The organism is Streptomyces sp. NBC_01775, from assembly GCF_035917675.1.
GTDB lineage: Bacteria > Actinomycetota > Actinomycetes > Streptomycetales > Streptomycetaceae > Streptomyces.
On the sequence record NZ_CP109105.1, the window covers coordinates 75,252 to 90,307 of the forward strand.

The following is a 15,056-nucleotide window of genomic DNA, read 5'->3' on the forward strand; positions in this document are numbered from 1 at the left end:
TTCGGCGGGGTGGAGGGCACGGTCCACACGCGCAGCAGTGCGGGAGGAGGTGGGAAATCAGCGCGGGTCAGAGCTGCGCGGCCGAAGGCGGATCGGCCGCTGTGACGCCGGTCATGTAGCTGTTCTTGTCCCAGGCATCGAGCCCGGCCCAGGCGGGTTTCGCCCGGCCTTCGAGGAGTTGGGTGACCTCCGGCGTCGAGCGCCTGGTGGCTTCTGCCACGCGTTTGATGATGGAGCCGGTGTAGTGGGCGAGGGCGATGATGAAATCCATTGAGGTGCTGAATCCGTACTTCCTGTCGATCTCGAACAGGACCTCGTCCATGCCGGGCTTGGCGCTGGGTTCGAAAAGCGGCCGGAGCATGGCGGGGATGTAGCCCCAGACCACGTCGCCGGACATGAGACCGGTGTCGAGTGCCTCGTCGATGGTGTGGTTGGCGGAGAACTGCTGCAGGAGCTCCAGCTCACTCAGCGGACTGACCTCGGAGAACATGGTGGTCGCCTCGGCCGCGGTACAAGCGAGGTCCATAACGATCCGCTGGAGCCCTTCGTGGGCGAACTGCTTGTGGCAGTCCGAGAGGACCGCGATCTCGGGTGCCTCGGCACGGGGTCGTCCCTCGCGCAGGATGTCGGTCATGGAGGCCCGGATCATCGGCATGACGTAGCCGGTCGGCTTGTCGAAGGCCAGGCCGGCAGTGGGGGTTGCCACGAAGCGCTCCTGTCGCGGGAGGCGGGGGCGCCGCGGCTTGTTGGCCTTCTGCCTGCCCATCGGCGTTGTCCTTTTCGCTCGTCCGTTCTGAGCAGGCCAACGAGCATCGCGCCCAGTTGTTGCTCGGCCATGCGGGGTCCTTGGGCCCTCTGGCGTTGGCATCTTCGTGACGCGGTCGGTGACCGGTGGGAGCAGGCTCGTGTGTGTCTATTCGACGACGTCGCGCGGGAGCGGGCCGGTCAGCGGACCGCCGTTTCCCCGGCCGGCGCCGTGGCCTGCTGGGGCACGACGATTCCCTCTACCTGTGCCTGCGGCCCCGGGCGCAGCGTCCAGGGCACCGCTCCTGTGTCCATCAGCCAGCCGTTCGCCAGCAGTCTGCGTACGACGAGCCCGCACAGATCGCGGGACAGGGCCCAGCCCAGCCCGTCGCACAACTGCCGGTGAGAAGGCCCGTGCCCGTGCTCCGCACGAAATGCCACGGTGAAGCGGGCCGCCAGCGGCCCACGGTCGGGAACTGTTTCCTTCCACTTGCCGTAGTCGGCCAGCATGCGCTTGCGGAAGTGCGGAGCACCCTGGACGGTCATGAAAGCTTCTGCCACCTGCTCGACCGGGCGGGCGCACACCGCGCAGTTCTGGACCGCCTCGGCATGCCGTCGCAGCGCCGGGCTCGCCTCCGCTTTCCACCGCTCCCACCCTGCGGCATCGAATTCGATGACCCGCGTGCGGGCGACCGCTCGTCCAGCGTCACCGCGCTCCTGCGCCGAGGGTTGCTGTGGCGGCACTTCTCCTACGGTCTGCCCTTCCCTGGCCTCGGGCTTCGGGCGCAGGCCGGACAGATGACGCACAGCAGCGGAGAGCCGGTAGTGGTCACCGGACACATCTTCCAAGAACCCCTTGTCCACCAGCTGCACCAGTACGGTCCGGCACGCCTCCGGCAGCGTCCCGGGCACAGCGCCGTCCCGCGTCGACGTGCTGTGCGCGGCCATGAACAGCGCTGCCAGGCGCGCGGCGGGAGCAAGCTTCTTCACCGGCTTGGCCGTAAGAGTCCTGGTGGTCCACCCTGAAACCCGGGAGCGAACCATCTTCCCGAACGGCAGCGGGTGACCCACGCCGGCAGCGAGTTCGGGCACCGTGACTGCGACGGGTACGTCCAGATCCCCCGCCAGTAGCGCCTCGGGGAGATCCCATCCCATGCCGCGCAGCGCGTCGGTGGCGTCGCGCGGATCCTCCAGCCGAAGAGAGCGCAGATCCGTCCCCGTGAGGTTGCCCATGCCGCCACGGGCGGAACGGATCGCCACCACGACGGCCAGCAGCTGCGCGTCGGCGCCGGCCAGCGGGAGCCCGGCCACGTAGTCCAGCAGCCTCCGGGCCGCCGCTCCCTGGCTCGTGGTCAGCAGGTACGGCACCTTCGCACAGGGCGTGGCAGGGGCAGGGAGAGAAGTTGCGGAGCTCGACATGCCGCATTCAACGGAACCGTGAGGCCAAGGTCACCCATGTGCAGCCTCCACACAACCGGGTTCCACCCACATGGAGGCAGCCTGTGAACCTCGCTGGGCCCCAGGAGTATTCCTCGCATGTGGTGGGGCCGCCACGGCTCGTTCCGCTCAGAAGTACGCGCTTGGGGTTACGGCATGGGTTATTCGGCGCGGGGCGCCGAGTGCTGGATGAGAAACGCGGTCGCGGCGGCGGTGGCGTCGGTGGAGGTGTCGTGGGCGGGTTCGCTTTCCTCGTACTGGCCGTCGGCGCCGGTGGCGATGTACCACCAAGCGACCGCCTCCGGGTCGTGGTGAACGACGGCGGATCCGTCCGCGTACCCGAAGGGGATCGCCTCGTGGCCCTGTCCCCGGGCAGGGACAGCGTCAGGCCACTTGGTGCGGGCGGCTTGCCGGGTGATGCTCCAAGCGGCGCCGATCTTGGGGTAGGTGGCGCCCTGATGCCCGGCGATTTTCGCATGGTGATCGAATCTGTTCGGGGGCGGCGGGCTCATTGCTGTGCGGCCCTGCGGAGCGCGGCTGACATCGGCCGGCAGCTGGTCCACTCGTCGCGGACTCGGAGCTGGGCGCCGTCGGTGAAGACGCCTTCCCCGGACGGAAGCTGGTGCTGGCGGTGCAGAGCGGGGCGGCTCAGCGCGGCGTCCGCGGAACGGTCGCGGTGACCGTTCCGCGGGCGCTGGCGTTGTCCGCCGAGCTACAGGTGTTGCTGGAGGTAGTAGAGCAGGAGGCCGGCCGCGCCGGTGCCTGTGCCGTAACACAGCCCGCGCAGCAGGTGGAGGGAGGCTTCGTCGCGGTAGCGGCGCTTCCGGCGCTGTATCCGGCCGGGACGCAACGGTCCGGCCGTGGTGCTCGACGAGTTGGTGGGCAGGGCGGTGCCCGGAGGTCTACGCTTCATGGCAGTGACGTCCTTTCACAGGTGCTGTCATTGCTGAGGAGCCTGCTGGCGGTCCATGGCCTCGGAACCGGAGACCGCTGTGCGGGTTCTTCGCTGTTCTCACTGGGCCTGGCCGCACCCTTGGAGGCGCACGGCGAGGTCGTGGTCAGGCCGGCACACGAGGACCTCGCCGGTGTCGCCGCGGGTGGCCAGGCGGTAGACCTCCTCTGTCAGGGCCGGCTGCCACTCCCGGACGCGGGGGGCATGGCGCCACTCCCAGATCGCGAAACGGCGCAGGCCGTGGAGGAAGGTCTCATCCATTTGGCCCGGAGTGCTCACGGAGATGAGCACGTCCAGCCAGTGGTCAGCCTCGTCGGTCTCACCGCGGCCAAGGTGGTGGAGGTGGAGGCAGCAGGCGGCGATGCCGTTGCCGGCACCAGCGGCGAACTGCCACCAGAACTGGGCGCTTTCGGGGTCTCCGGCGAGGTGCAGCATGCAGGCGAAGACGTGGGCGCCGTCCACATCGATCTCCTCCAAGTCGCTGACGCGCACCAGCAGCACCCAGCCGTCCTCGATGCCGCCGCGGTCGGTCTTCTTGCCGATGGCCTCGGCGAGGCGTTCGACGTGTTCGGCGGCGCCGGGCTGGTCCAGGGCCCAGCGCACGACGACCGTCAGCTGCTGGTGGGCCTGGGAGACGGCCGGTGCCTCCTTGGGGGGTGTCACATAGCCGGCGTCTTCAGCCAGCCGGCGCAGCCCGGCGCCCGCGTCGAAGGCATGCGTCTCGGCGCGGAGCGCGCTTGCGGCGGCGGCGAGGAGGTGGTCAACGGTGGTGGGCTCGGCGGTCACTTGGGGTTCCCCTCCGTCCTGATGTGTGAGGGAACGGCCTGCTCCAGGCGTTCCTTGGCCTTGCGGCAGTGGTAGTCGACGGTGCTGTTCGTGACGCCGAGGTACCAGGCGATCTTGCTGGTCTCCAGGTTCAGCACATGACGCATGACGAGGGCGTCGAACTGCCGCGGGGGCAGCTTCCTGAGCCCGTTGAACAGGCCGATCTCACCGTCCAGGCGGCGCGAGTTTCTCCCGGAAGGAGTTCAGTTCCTGCGAGACCACGGTCTTGCGCAGGATCGCCCAGATCTGGCCTTGCATGTTGCTCTCAGTGAGCAGGGCGTCCCAGTGACGCAGGATCTCCAGGAACGCCCGGTGCACGGCGGCTTCGGCGGCCTGCTGACTGCCAGTTATCAGGCGGGCGTACTGGTGGTACGCCTCCTGGTTGGCCACGTACAGGGCCTCGAACTCCAGCGGCAGCGGCAGTGCTGCCTCGGCCACAGGGCTGCCGACGTCGTCCCAGTGGTGGGCATCTTCGCTCATAAGTCCTCTTCGCTGAGGGCCGGAAGCGAAAGGTCATGGTCAAGCCCCTCCGCCCGTTGGTGACGGCCACTCAACTCCCCGAAACGGGCGGACACGCATGCGCCCGCCATCGAAAATCACACAGTGATCATGAAAGACTGCACGGCGTCACAAGATACCCGCCGGTAATGCTGCGTGACCTGGCCATTCGAAGATCACTCAAGCGAGCGGTCTATACCCATTCTTCACTTTCCGTGACGCACATCACAGGGGCACGGGCGCATGATCTGCCCTCCCCCGGGGGTGGCGCGCGCCCGCGCCGAACCACCCGCGCAAGACCCGCCGCTGCCGCCACACGCCCCCCTCCGGCTCCCGCCCCCACGGCGGCAACCTCGACAGCCTCGGGGATGACCGATCAGCCCTGCCACGACCGCGATACAGCAGGGCCGGGCCCGAACCGGCACCTGAAAGGGCCGCGTGAACGCGCCAAGGCAGGACGCACTAAAGGATGACGGAGGCGGCACGGCCGAGCTGGGCGCGGCGCACCGCCCGCTCACCATGCCCCTGTTGCGCGGCGAGTTGGCCGGGGGCTCGTCTCGCCCGGGTGCGCTGCAGCACCCGGACGTCGACGTCGGCCGCACGGCAGCTTCGCGGCCCGTACCGACGAGGTACTGGCGCAGGTGGCCCGGGAAGACACTCGGACCGAGCACGGCTACAGCACGCTCCCGCATCACCCACTACCGACCGGGGCGCTGACACGTGACCGTAGGCTCCTGGGCGATCGTGTGATCGTCGTTCGGTCCGGTGGAGGGGCAGCATGGCCAGGAGAAGCGAAGTCGACCCGTCGGTATCCGGGTTCAAGCCGGGAGACCTCTCCCGCGCCGCGACGGTGTCCGCGCTCGCCCTGGTGGCGGCGGCCGTGGTGATGCTGTTCGTGCCCGTCAGCAGCGAGGGAGTAGACGAGCAGACGCCCTCGTGCGGGTCGATCGCCGCCCCGGCCGACGAGTTGCGCTACGGACAGACCGCCGACTACGTCGCGTGCAACACACGGCATATCCGCCAGATCGGGTACGTCGGCCTCATCCTGGCTGGCGCCATCGGCTGCACAGTTCTCAGCTTCCTCACCCGGGTCGAGGGGCGAGGAACGAACCGCCCAACGACCACGGAGCCCGCAGAGCAGTAGAACCCCAGGCCGGATCGCTCAGCCATTACCGAGGCCGGCGGGTGAGTTGACCGGCGCCAGGAACCATCGAGGGCCGGTTTCGGGGTCACGGGCCCAGGCGTACTGCTCGCCCTCGGCCACGGTGAGCCCGTAGGCATACAGGTCGGGTGCCCCGTCGGCGAGCCACGCGTCCCATGCGGCCACGGCCTCTTCGGCCAGGCGTCGCGGCCCGCCCTCGCGTACCAGGAGCGTGCCGTCGCCGGCGGCGGTGAGCGATGCCCAGGAGGAGATGCCGTCGTGGAGCCAGGCGCTGGTCCCGTCCGCGTCGGTGGCGGTGGTCAGGCGCAGTCCGGACACGGCCACCCGCAGCGCGAAGCGAAGGTGCCAGTCCTGGTGAAGTGGCGTCAGATCGCGGGCGAGACCGTGTTCGTGGGCGGGCTCGTGGTCGGCGCGCAGCCGACGGAAGCCGACGTGGCGGGGCGCGGTGTCGCGGGCGGGCATGAACTGGGCGAGGCCGCGGACATGCCCGACGGCCTGGCGCCCGTCCTCGGAGACGGTGAGCGCAACGTGTCCCAGACGCCCCCAGGGGGCGACGATCCGCGCGCCGGGCCGGGCCTGGGCCACCCAGCTCCAGGGGACCGTCTCGACGGAAAAGGTGACGATGATCCGCTCGTACCCGTCGCCGGGTACGTCACCCGCCTCGCCGCCCCCGATACGCACGTGGACGTCGGCCCCGGCCTGTTCCAGGCGCCGCCGCGCCGCGGCGGCAAGCTCGTCGTCGACTTCGACGCTGGTGACCTGTCCGCGCCCCGCCCGGTGCGCGAGCAGGGCGGCGTTCCAGCCGGTGCCGGTGCCCAGTTCCAGCACCCGCTGGCCGGGCCGCAGCCGAAGCGCGGCGAGCATGTCCGCCACGACCGCAGGACACGACAGGCTGGAGGCTGGCACGCCCTCGCGTAGAGAGGTGATGGTGGCCGCGTACGGGTCGCCGTACACCAGCCGCGCCCACACCACCGGGTCCGCGTCGCGGTCGACGGCTTGATAAGCGTGCCCGCCCCACTCCCATAGCCGTGCGGGCGCGAAGTCGTGGCGGGGCAGTGCCTCGAACGCCTCGCGTACCCACCGGGTCCGCGGCCACAGGCCACGCCGTTCCATCTCCTCCCACAGCGCCTGGCGGCGCGCGGCGAGCGCGGGCTCAGTCGTCGTCATCCTCGTCCTGCCGGTGCTGACCAGTGGCAGGGAGCGACTCCACCGCCCCGTCAGCGTTGTCTGGAGGCGGTGTGCCTCCGCCCAGGTCCGGCTCCGGTTCCTCGTGCCGTCCCACGACATCCACCCCCCTTCAATACCTGCGGAGTCCCTGGCTCTCATGGTGACGCCCCCCAACCCACGCGGGTAGGTGCAGTGCGACACGGCAAGGATGCGGGGTGGCGCGGAGTGGCAGCAGCGCTTCCTGGCGATATGCCGAGGTCAGCGCGGAGGGAACGAGGCCAGATGACGGTCCCACTCGGCCGCCGCTTGCTGCAGGCAGGCGGCAGTGGCCTTGATCTTGACCACGTGCTCGTCCAAGCGCTCATCGCCATCCAGCCATGGCGGCGCCGCTTCCCGGAAGAGCCGGACTCGCACCAGGCCAGAGCCATCGCGCCAGCAAGCGTGACTGAAGGACAGAACGGGCTCCAGAAAGCAATCCAGGCCGAGGCCCCCAGTCCGACCTGGTCCGCACCGAGGCCGAGGGCACTGGTGGCGCAGACCGAGCGGCTGCGCTGACCGGAACAGACGACCCGGCGACGGAACCCCAGCGCCCTGTCCACCCGCCGCACCCCCGGCCCCAACACCCCGGCCTTCCTGGAACACGCGCTCGCCGTCCTGCGGCCCACCGGGCTGGACGGTGCGACGAAGATGGAGATCTTCGCCCAGCTCACCGCGTTCGTGGCCGGGCACGCCGCGCACGAGATCGCCCAGTCAGCGGCCTCGCGCTCCGCCGACCGGACCGCGGCCGAAGCCCGCTACCTCGCCGCTGTCGCAGCGGACGGCCACCACCCGGAACTCGCCGAAGCCCTCTCCACCCCCGGCCGCCCCCTCACCCCCGAACCCCCCGAACCCCCCTTCACCCGCTTCCTCAACCGCCTGATCGACGGCCTCGACACCGAGGACACCGAGTGACCCCTCCGCGCGCGGCGGCTCCGCCCTGCTGGAGACGGTGGCAGCCTCTTGACGGTGGCCCAGCGCTACTGCCTGGGCCGCGCCCGGGGATCTGCCCCGCCTCCAGCTCGCGGTCACCTTCCGCCTCCAAGGCGGCCTTCACATGCTGCGTGCTGCTGCCGCGCAGTGCGTGAAGAGGCTCAGCTCACGGTTTGACGGTGAGCGTGCAGCCGGCCGGGACCCAGCCCTTGGTCCCCTGGTAGTTCACATACGTCCACAGCTTCTTCTCCCAGCCGCACAGGTCGTACCCCTGCCCGTTGCTATCGGCGCAGCTCGCCTGCTTGGCCTTCTTGCCCTTGGGCCAGAGGCCCCGCGCCGTCGAGTTGAGCTTCTTGGTCGCGCGGATCTTGACGCTCTCCTTGGCCCAGAGCGCCATGCCCTTGTCGCATGCAGCACCCTTCACCGTCGCGGAAGCCTTCGCGGGCGCGACAGCCCCGGCTGAGACCGTCCCCGTGGTGAACAGTGCTGCCCCGGTCATCGCCGCGACAGCAAGCAGTGAAGCCACCTTGCGCATACACAAACCCCGTTCGCTCGAGCGAGCGCCCTGTGCGCCCGCGGTGGCGCGGAGTCTAGCCATTGGCGATCACTGCTTCGGCCAGGGGTGTGAATCTGCCGCTGGGTGTTCACGCGTTCCTCATCAGGTGTCATCGCCGTGCGCAAGCAGGGCCGATGACACCTTGATGCGGCTCGGGCGGGGCCAGACCCGTTCCCCGGATGTCGCCAAGGGGGAGCCTCACCTGACATGTACTTGGCTTCACGGTCGTAACACTTCTGTCAAGGCCACCCATGCGCCAACTGCCGTGTTCGGTACAGCAGGTAGCGTCTCCGAGGACCGCACAGTGTGCCGCTAACGGCTCGCACGGGACGGGGTGTAAGGGCGTCTTCTGCGGGCCGGGCCCGCGCCTGGCGCCCGCCCAGCCACCGTCCCCGGCCAGTTGGCATCCGCGAATGAACCCAAACGGAGAACACCACATGAAGCTGAAGTTGCTGGGGCCCGCCATGGCCGCCGCAGCCCTCATCGGCGCCACCATGACCGGTGGTGTCGCCTCGGCGAGCACGGTCGCTGCCGCCCCCTCCACCGCAGCGGCCGAGACCGTCGCCGCGTCGGCCTGTAGCGAGCAGCTCGGCCCGGTCACGCCGAAGGAAAGCGTGAAGATCCGCGCGTCGAAGAGCGCGGGCGCCACCGCTCGTGGCTTGTGGCCGAAGGGCAAGAAGGGCTACCTCTGCTACGCCGGTGTGAAGAAGAACGGAGGAACCCACGGCCTGTGCACCAAGGGGACCAGCAAGAAGTGGTTCTACGTCTCCTACGGCAACACCAAGGGCTGGGTACCGGCCACCTGCGTCAACGCCTGACGAATCGATAGCCGGAACCGCCTGATCACCGGTCCCGGCCCGCACGGGCGAGGTCGGGCCTGACGCCCGACCGAACCCGTGGGGCCGTCCGTCCGGATCGGCCGGGACCTGTACACAAGGCCGAGCACGATTACGCGCGTCTGGTGGCTGAGGACTGCCGCACCGCAGGAGCCAAAGTCCGCCCCGACACACGCCGGTGGCAAGGAGCGGTCGAATCCGAAGTGCGCGAGCACGGCTTCGACGCCGTCATCGAGTCCGCGCTCGCCGACGCTGACGAATTCCGCGCCAGCGCCCGCGCGTACCGACGTTCCGCCCACGGGTCGAGATCGTGGCCCTGGCCACCCCGGAGGCCCTCAGCCAGTTCGGGCTCGTGGACCACATACTGGCCGAGGGCCGCTAGGACCTGGCGCAACCACGACACCTGCGCGGGGGTCTGCCGCACACTGGCCGTCATCGAAGCCGAGCACTTGGCGGACCGGATCACCGTACCGGCGCTTCCATCATCGTCCCCGGCCACGGGCCGGTGCTCGACCCGGCCGGACTGCGCGCCCACATGGACTGCCTCGGGCCACCTGCGCGACCGCACGCACGCCCTGCATGCTCGCGGGGTACCCGCCGTCAAGGGCCCCGTGCCATCGTCCGCGAGGGCCTTCGACCCGAACTCGGACCGGTGGAGCGGCTGGTGGTGACCATCGGTACGGAGTACCGCCAACTGGACAGCACGGAGCCGGGGCCCCTCGCAGGGGTCCTGCCGGAGACGGTGGCCTTCGCCGACGAACTGGCCGCCCCTTCGTCCTGAGCACCGGTCGGCCGCCCGCGCCAGCCGTCTTCCGTTGCGCCTATTGCCACTGCGTATGCGCGGCCGGCCCATTCCCGGCGCCGACATCGGCCATGCACTCACCCGCTGCCGTAACTCGGCACATCGAAAGACCAGCAGCGGATCCCTTGTGGCGGATGTGCTCAGACGCAGGTAAGAATGCGGACGGGTGCGGCGCCCGACGGAAGTCCCGGCGACCCCACTCTCTTGCCAAGGGAGGGCACAGTGTTTGATTGTCCGAGGGCTGCCACCGCTTTGGTGTTGCTCTGCCTAGTCACCGGTTGCACGCAGGAGGAGAATTCCGAACCGAAGGCCGGAGCATCGGGAGTCGGCTCTGCGGAGGCGAGCAGGCCGACCGTTCCAGTCCCTGCGCCCGGAAAGGAGGCAAAGGCGATCGTCGTGCCGCTCGACCGCTATGCGCCCGCACCCGATGAGATGGGGGTCATCAAGGCCGCCGAGGACGTTCTGACCGGAAAGTGCATGCGCCGAAGGGGCCTGGAGTGGAAGCTGGCGCCGAGGGCATCCGCGAAAGACACCGAGCCGCGCAACCGCCGTCGCTACGGGGTCGTCGAACCTGTAATCGCGAAGATCTACGGCTACCATCTCCCTGCTGACCGTCCGACGGTCGCAAAGCGTTCAGCGGCGATGAGGGCAAGGGACAAGGGACTCGGTACGGCCGAGAAGAAGGCGGCCTATGGCTCGGGCCGCAAGTTGGGCGGCTGCGCGAAGAGGGCCAGGAAGGAGTTGGCGCAGGGCCTCCCCGACGCCGACTTCGGGCTGCTCAACAACACGATCGGCGCGACCTACGAGCAGTCCATGAAGGACCGGGCGGTAGTACGGGTCTTCCGGGCCTGGAGCGCCTGCATGAAAGAGCAGGGCTATCACTACACCAACCCGATGAAGGCCATCACGGACAAGCGATGGCTGAAGGGCGACCGGGTCTCCCGCATAGAAATACAACAGGCACGCGTCGATGTGCGCTGCAAGAAGCAGACGGATCTCGTGTCGGTCTGGAACGCGGCGGAGGACCGCATTCAGGAAAGAGCGATCAAGGCCGAGCCCGGCGCGTTCAAGGAACTGAAGCAGGTACAGCGGCAACGGATGGGCGCCGCGCATCGGGTACTGGAGGAGAGCTGAGCGCGTTCCGTGGAAACTGCGCTGGCCGAATCGAAACTATATCAGTCTTTCAGGTCGACGCACCAGCCATCTCCACATTCGAATTCCATCGAATCTTGTTCACCTGCGGTCGTCTTGCTGCTCTACTCAGCTACGGCACCGGTGGCAAATGAGACTCCCGTTTCCAAAGCCGCCACCAGTAGGCAAATTTTCGTTCCCCTCAGCAAATGAAGGATGGCTCGCATGAAGCGCAAGGTCGTTGGGGCGCTGGGCGCCCTGTCTCTGGGTGTGGCCTCATTGATGTGGTCGGGCACAACTGCACAGGCCCAGGAGAGCGAGAGGGCTACAGCCAACGACTCTCAACTGCAGGGCGCCTCCTGCGTGGGCATGAGCATCTGTCTCTACGAGCACGACGACTACAAGGGGGACAGGCTCGTGATCCCCGACTGGAAGAACGTGCCGAGCCTCGCGGCGAAGGGGTTCGACAACAAGGCCAGCTCGATAGCGAATCTGACAAAGTACGACGCGACCTTGTACACCAAGGCGAGCTACTCGGGCGCCACCTACGTCTCCAACGTGGATAGAGGCAACGGTCTGGACAGCGACTTGACCAACAACAATTTCGACAACAAGGCCAGTTCGCTCCAGTACAAGGACTGAGGCCGTCCGTCCCCTCACCTCGTCTCACCGTGCAGCCGCCATCCCAACCAGCCCGGCCGGCGCCGACCGGCCGCGCGGGACGTTGCGGCGAGGGGTGCCAAGGGGCGCGGGGCCGTCCTCATATGCAGCTCCGCCGCGTGGGCGCCTCCGACCACGCACCCCCGCAGCCTGCGGACGCCGGGCAGGGGGTGCCCCTTCACCGGACCGACCCGCCGGAGGCCCTAGTCCAGCAGGATTTCGCCGCCTGACCTGCGGATTTGGCTGGGCGGCCGGAGTGCAGCGGGTCATGGAGTGATGCGGGGCGGTCTCACGGAGGCCGCCCCTCGAACGAGCAACAACGCCTCATCAGGTAATGGCAGCGACGGGCGACTGCCTGGCGTCGTCGGCGCCAGTTCGACCAGTTCATCGCGTGGCGCCGGTCTCGATGTCCGCACAGGTGCGGGGGCCGGGGACGACAAGCTGCCAGGAGTCGCCGAACCTCCGCCACGGTGAGGTCGATGGCCCCAGCCGCCTCACCGGTTCCGCCCCTTTTTCCCGGGCCTGGTGAGTTGTGGCCGCCAGAAAGGCATGCGCGAGCATGGCAAGGGTGATAGCCGATACCAGCCCACGTAGCGACGGACCTCGTACTGATCCAGGCCGCACTCATTCTTCGCGGCCTGGAAACACTCCTCGATCGCCCAGCGCGACCCGGCGATCCGCACCAGTTCCCCACCGATGGTCTCCAAAGGGGCGTAGCCGAGGTAGATCGCGGATCAGCACCGCGCGCCCGTTCTCACCCAACCTGCCACGCCCCAACCCACTCACCTGCTGGCGTCACCCGCCACGTGGCGCATGTCTACATGCCACGCCCACGGCGAGGTTTGGGGCCTTCAGGTCCCGGGCGATGTGCCGGCCAGCCGGGACTGTTGCGCGACGTGGCACCAGGTCCCTCTTGGGGGGAAGGCCCCTTGCGGGAGGTGGTGCTGCGGGCACGCGCGGCTGCTGCGGACGGCCGTGTTTGGGCGGGGTCGTGGGAGCGGCGTTCCGTCGCTCGGTGTTTGGCGAGGTTGGCGCCCTGAAGAGCCGTTGCCATGAAGCCGGGGGCAACGTTGCCGCTCTCCGGCGGGATCGTCTTGCTGTCGAAAGCTGCAAGGCGGGATATGTCCTCGGGGCTGAAGACATTGGTGGGGAGTACGCGAGAGGCAGCTCCGGTCACGTCGACCGTGTGCTGACGCCCCTTGGCCTCGAACGCCAGGCGGTAGCCGAGGTACTGCCGGTCCTTGTCGAACATCAGCTCTCCGCGGACCTGACCGCCCGACGACCGTGCCCAAGATTCCAAGGAGGCAAGGGCCTGGGGAGGGCGGGCGATGCGGCCCAGACACGCCACGTAGGCATCTCCGTCGATGCCGAGTGGGTTGCCTCCGCTGTCGAGTGCCGCAAGACGGACCCCGCCGTCAGGTGCGGCCACCGTGCCGATCGCCCCGACGTAGTGTCCGACGTAGTGTCCGCTGTATACCGCCAGTCGGCCGTCACCGCCGTATTCAGCGTCGTACGTGCGGCGCAGCTCCGTGTATTGGGCATCGTTGTGGAGCGCGAATGGTGCTTCTTTACCCACCAGCACGACCCTGGCGTCCTGGTTGCCCTGCAGGATGATCTCCGCGTTGGCCTTAGCAGCGCCGCCGGCCCCCGCGAGGATCCAATCCTTGGCTATGGAAGGGTCGCACTTGCCGTCCGCGATTTCGTCGCCCATGAGGACACGGCCAGGCGCGTCAGCACGGGCCTGCTCCCATGCCTCGGTCGCCTGAAGAGTCTCGATCGCGGCCGCGACCCGAGTATTCTCCGCGGCCCCCAGTGCGTCGGACACCTCCGGGCCGGCGAGTACCTCCAGGGTCTTGGCGGCACGGCCCTTGGTCTCAGGCGTGGCGAGAAGCTGCTCACAGGCCGCGGCGGCCTCGGCGGTGCCCCTTGTGGTGAGCCACTCTGTGAGGACGTCCGTTGCCTCTCGCGCAGTCGGCACCTGACGGTTGGCGCCGGGGATGATCTCAGGCGGGATACCGGTGGCGACAAGCGGGGAGCCCTGCACCTCGACCTTCACAGGATCGGAGCCGTCGGCCGGGGTGATCTCGGCGATCAGGCGGCCTCCGACGCCGATGCTCAGTTCCGCCCGTCCGTCGATGAGGGGGCCGCGTGCCGCAGCGGTGTCCTCCCAGAGCTGGAGTGCTGGGAGGGGCACCCGCTGCTGCGGATCAGCGAACTGGTACGGGTCGCCCAGGCCGCTCTGGCGCAGATGGCGTACTTGCTCAGCGGACTGGACGATCGCTTCAGCAGGGTCGATGTGCCAACGCCCGCACGCATCGACCAGCAGTACATTCGGGTCACGCCCGGTGAGCGCGGCGCCCCCACCGATCATGATTTCGAGCTGCGGGTACCGGCCCTCGGGCAGGGTTGCCTGCTTCGCTCGAAGTCTGGCAAGTGTCCGGTTGCTGAGCGCGGTGCGCCGCTGGGCGGCGGCGGCGGCAAACTGTTTGAGCTCTTCGCGCCGCACGGGCGTCCCGTCCAGTCGCAGTCCCGGCATGGGAAACGTACCCAAGGGCGACGACACCTGCTCCTGAGTGGCACGCGCCGACCGCGCCTCGACCAGTGCCCGCGCGTCAGCCGCACTCAGCAGTTCGAAAGGCAGGGCAAGCTCTGCCATCGCCTCACGCGCCTCGGCCCGCAAGCGCGAGCGCATGACGTCCAAGCGCAGGTGAGCCGCGCGCTGCTCGGCCGCGCGGCTCTGCGCGTCCTCGGCGGAGGCTCTTGGTCTCAGGCCCAACTCGTCGACGAGCGCCGAGAACCGGTTGCGGGCTTCCTCTTGCTCCGGGGCGGTTAGCCCCGTGTCGTGCATCCTGGTCGCCAGGTAGTTGAACTCACCTATCCGGCCCATGTCCGCGTGAGACAGCTCCCGGTGCCCGGGAGCTACGGTGCCGAAGGCCAAGAGGTTCTCCAGCGGCACCCGCCCGCTGACGGCGGCCCGGTCCCGTACCGCGAGCAGCTCGCCCACTTCCCGGGACAGCACCTGTCCCACCTGCTCCGACGGCAGTGTGTCGGCGAGCTGGACGACGTACCGATCGGTCGTCGTATTGGTAAAAGTGCGTGCCACCAGCGGCTGCGACAGCGGCGCCGTGTCCAGACGCAGCTCCACCCGCTCGCCGACCGGGTCCCTCAGCAGGAAGAAGCGTCGACCGTCCTGGTCCACTACGGCCTCGGCACGTAACCGGTCGGAGTACAGGTTCCGAAGCAGCGCCGGCAAGGCAGCCTCAGCTTCGGCGAGCAGCTGTCTCTCCGCGGTACTCAGGTCCACTGAAACCCCCGGC

At 68.8% G+C, this 15,056-nt stretch carries 16 protein-coding genes and 2 pseudogenes; 6 read left to right on the plus strand and 12 right to left on the minus strand.

The window, feature by feature from the left end:
• Positions 1–67: 67 nt before the first annotated feature.
• The 7 genes from OHB04_RS40640 to OHB04_RS40670 form a co-directional block, all read right to left on the minus strand.
• Positions 68–706: a hypothetical protein gene (locus tag OHB04_RS40640; RefSeq protein ID WP_326693312.1), complete on the minus strand. Its 639-nt coding sequence runs from the start codon at positions 704–706 to the stop codon at positions 68–70.
• Between the two features lie 239 nt (positions 707–945).
• On the minus strand, positions 946–2,112 hold the full coding sequence (locus OHB04_RS40645; RefSeq protein ID WP_326809657.1) for a hypothetical protein: 1,167 nt from the start codon (positions 2,110–2,112) through the stop codon (positions 946–948).
• A gap of 230 nt (positions 2,113–2,342) precedes the next feature.
• Entirely contained in the window at positions 2,343–2,693 is a 351-nt protein-coding gene (locus OHB04_RS40650) for a hypothetical protein (protein ID WP_326809658.1), read from the minus strand.
• Between the two features lie 200 nt (positions 2,694–2,893).
• Complete coding sequence (locus tag OHB04_RS40655; RefSeq protein WP_326693309.1) at positions 2,894–3,094, minus strand: hypothetical protein; 201 nt, start codon at positions 3,092–3,094, stop codon at positions 2,894–2,896.
• A 99-nt stretch (positions 3,095–3,193) separates the two neighbouring features.
• The gene (locus tag OHB04_RS40660) at positions 3,194–3,919 is read right to left on the minus strand and encodes a hypothetical protein (RefSeq protein ID WP_326693308.1); all 726 of its coding nucleotides are present in this window, start codon (positions 3,917–3,919) and stop codon (positions 3,194–3,196) included.
• The gene (locus OHB04_RS40665; protein WP_326693307.1) at positions 3,916–4,065 is read right to left on the minus strand and encodes a hypothetical protein; all 150 of its coding nucleotides are present in this window, start codon (positions 4,063–4,065) and stop codon (positions 3,916–3,918) included. The genes OHB04_RS40660 and OHB04_RS40665 overlap by 4 nt, the downstream gene beginning before the upstream one ends.
• A gap of 58 nt (positions 4,066–4,123) precedes the next feature.
• Positions 4,124–4,438, minus strand: coding sequence for a hypothetical protein (locus OHB04_RS40670; RefSeq protein WP_326693306.1), 315 nt, complete (start codon positions 4,436–4,438; stop codon positions 4,124–4,126).
• Between the two features lie 796 nt (positions 4,439–5,234).
• Between OHB04_RS40670 and OHB04_RS40675 the strand changes: the two genes are divergently transcribed.
• Positions 5,235–5,600: a hypothetical protein gene (locus OHB04_RS40675; RefSeq protein ID WP_326693305.1), complete on the plus strand. Its 366-nt coding sequence runs from the start codon at positions 5,235–5,237 to the stop codon at positions 5,598–5,600.
• An 18-nt stretch (positions 5,601–5,618) separates the two neighbouring features.
• Here the strand turns inward: OHB04_RS40675 and OHB04_RS40680 are convergent, their stop codons facing one another.
• Both OHB04_RS40680 and OHB04_RS42115 read right to left on the minus strand, forming a co-directional pair.
• Positions 5,619–6,785: a methyltransferase domain-containing protein gene (locus OHB04_RS40680; protein WP_326693304.1), complete on the minus strand. Its 1,167-nt coding sequence runs from the start codon at positions 6,783–6,785 to the stop codon at positions 5,619–5,621.
• 258 nt (positions 6,786–7,043) lie between these two features.
• Positions 7,044–7,427 carry a WapI family immunity protein gene (locus OHB04_RS42115; RefSeq protein ID WP_442815136.1) on the minus strand — a complete coding sequence of 128 codons (384 nt, stop codon included), beginning with the start codon at positions 7,425–7,427 and terminating at the stop codon, positions 7,044–7,046.
• Here OHB04_RS42115 and OHB04_RS40690 point away from each other — a divergent pair.
• Positions 7,368–7,736 (plus strand): annotated as a pseudogene (locus tag OHB04_RS40690) (TetR/AcrR family transcriptional regulator C-terminal domain-containing protein); the annotation flags it as partial. The gene OHB04_RS42115 and the pseudogene OHB04_RS40690 sit on opposite strands and share 60 nt — an antisense overlap.
• A gap of 184 nt (positions 7,737–7,920) precedes the next feature.
• Here OHB04_RS40690 and OHB04_RS40695 read toward each other — a convergent pair.
• A complete protein-coding gene (locus OHB04_RS40695; RefSeq protein ID WP_326693302.1) occupies positions 7,921–8,289 on the minus strand; it encodes a hypothetical protein in 369 nt (122 codons plus the stop codon).
• A gap of 458 nt (positions 8,290–8,747) precedes the next feature.
• On the opposite strand from OHB04_RS40695, the gene OHB04_RS40700 reads away from it, so the two are divergent.
• The 4 genes from OHB04_RS40700 to OHB04_RS40715 all read left to right on the plus strand — a co-directional run bounded on the left by OHB04_RS40700 (position 8,748) and on the right by OHB04_RS40715 (position 11,721).
• Positions 8,748–9,128, plus strand: a complete 381-nt coding sequence (locus OHB04_RS40700) for a hypothetical protein (RefSeq protein ID WP_326693301.1) — start codon at positions 8,748–8,750, stop codon at positions 9,126–9,128.
• A gap of 143 nt (positions 9,129–9,271) precedes the next feature.
• Positions 9,272–9,817: a zeta toxin family protein gene (locus OHB04_RS40705; RefSeq protein WP_326693300.1), complete on the plus strand. Its 546-nt coding sequence runs from the start codon at positions 9,272–9,274 to the stop codon at positions 9,815–9,817.
• Between the two features lie 527 nt (positions 9,818–10,344).
• A complete protein-coding gene (locus tag OHB04_RS40710) occupies positions 10,345–11,082 on the plus strand; it encodes a hypothetical protein (RefSeq protein WP_326693299.1) in 738 nt (245 codons plus the stop codon).
• Between the two features lie 279 nt (positions 11,083–11,361).
• Complete coding sequence (locus OHB04_RS40715; RefSeq protein ID WP_326809670.1) at positions 11,362–11,721, plus strand: peptidase inhibitor family I36 protein; 360 nt, start codon at positions 11,362–11,364, stop codon at positions 11,719–11,721.
• Between the two features lie 402 nt (positions 11,722–12,123).
• Here the strand turns inward: OHB04_RS40715 and OHB04_RS40720 are convergent.
• A pseudogene (locus OHB04_RS40720) lies at positions 12,124–12,470 on the minus strand (IS701 family transposase); the annotation flags it as partial.
• 86 nt (positions 12,471–12,556) lie between these two features.
• Positions 12,557–15,043, minus strand: a complete 2,487-nt coding sequence (locus tag OHB04_RS40725; RefSeq protein WP_326693297.1) for a hypothetical protein — start codon at positions 15,041–15,043, stop codon at positions 12,557–12,559.
• Positions 15,044–15,056 lie beyond the last annotated feature (13 nt).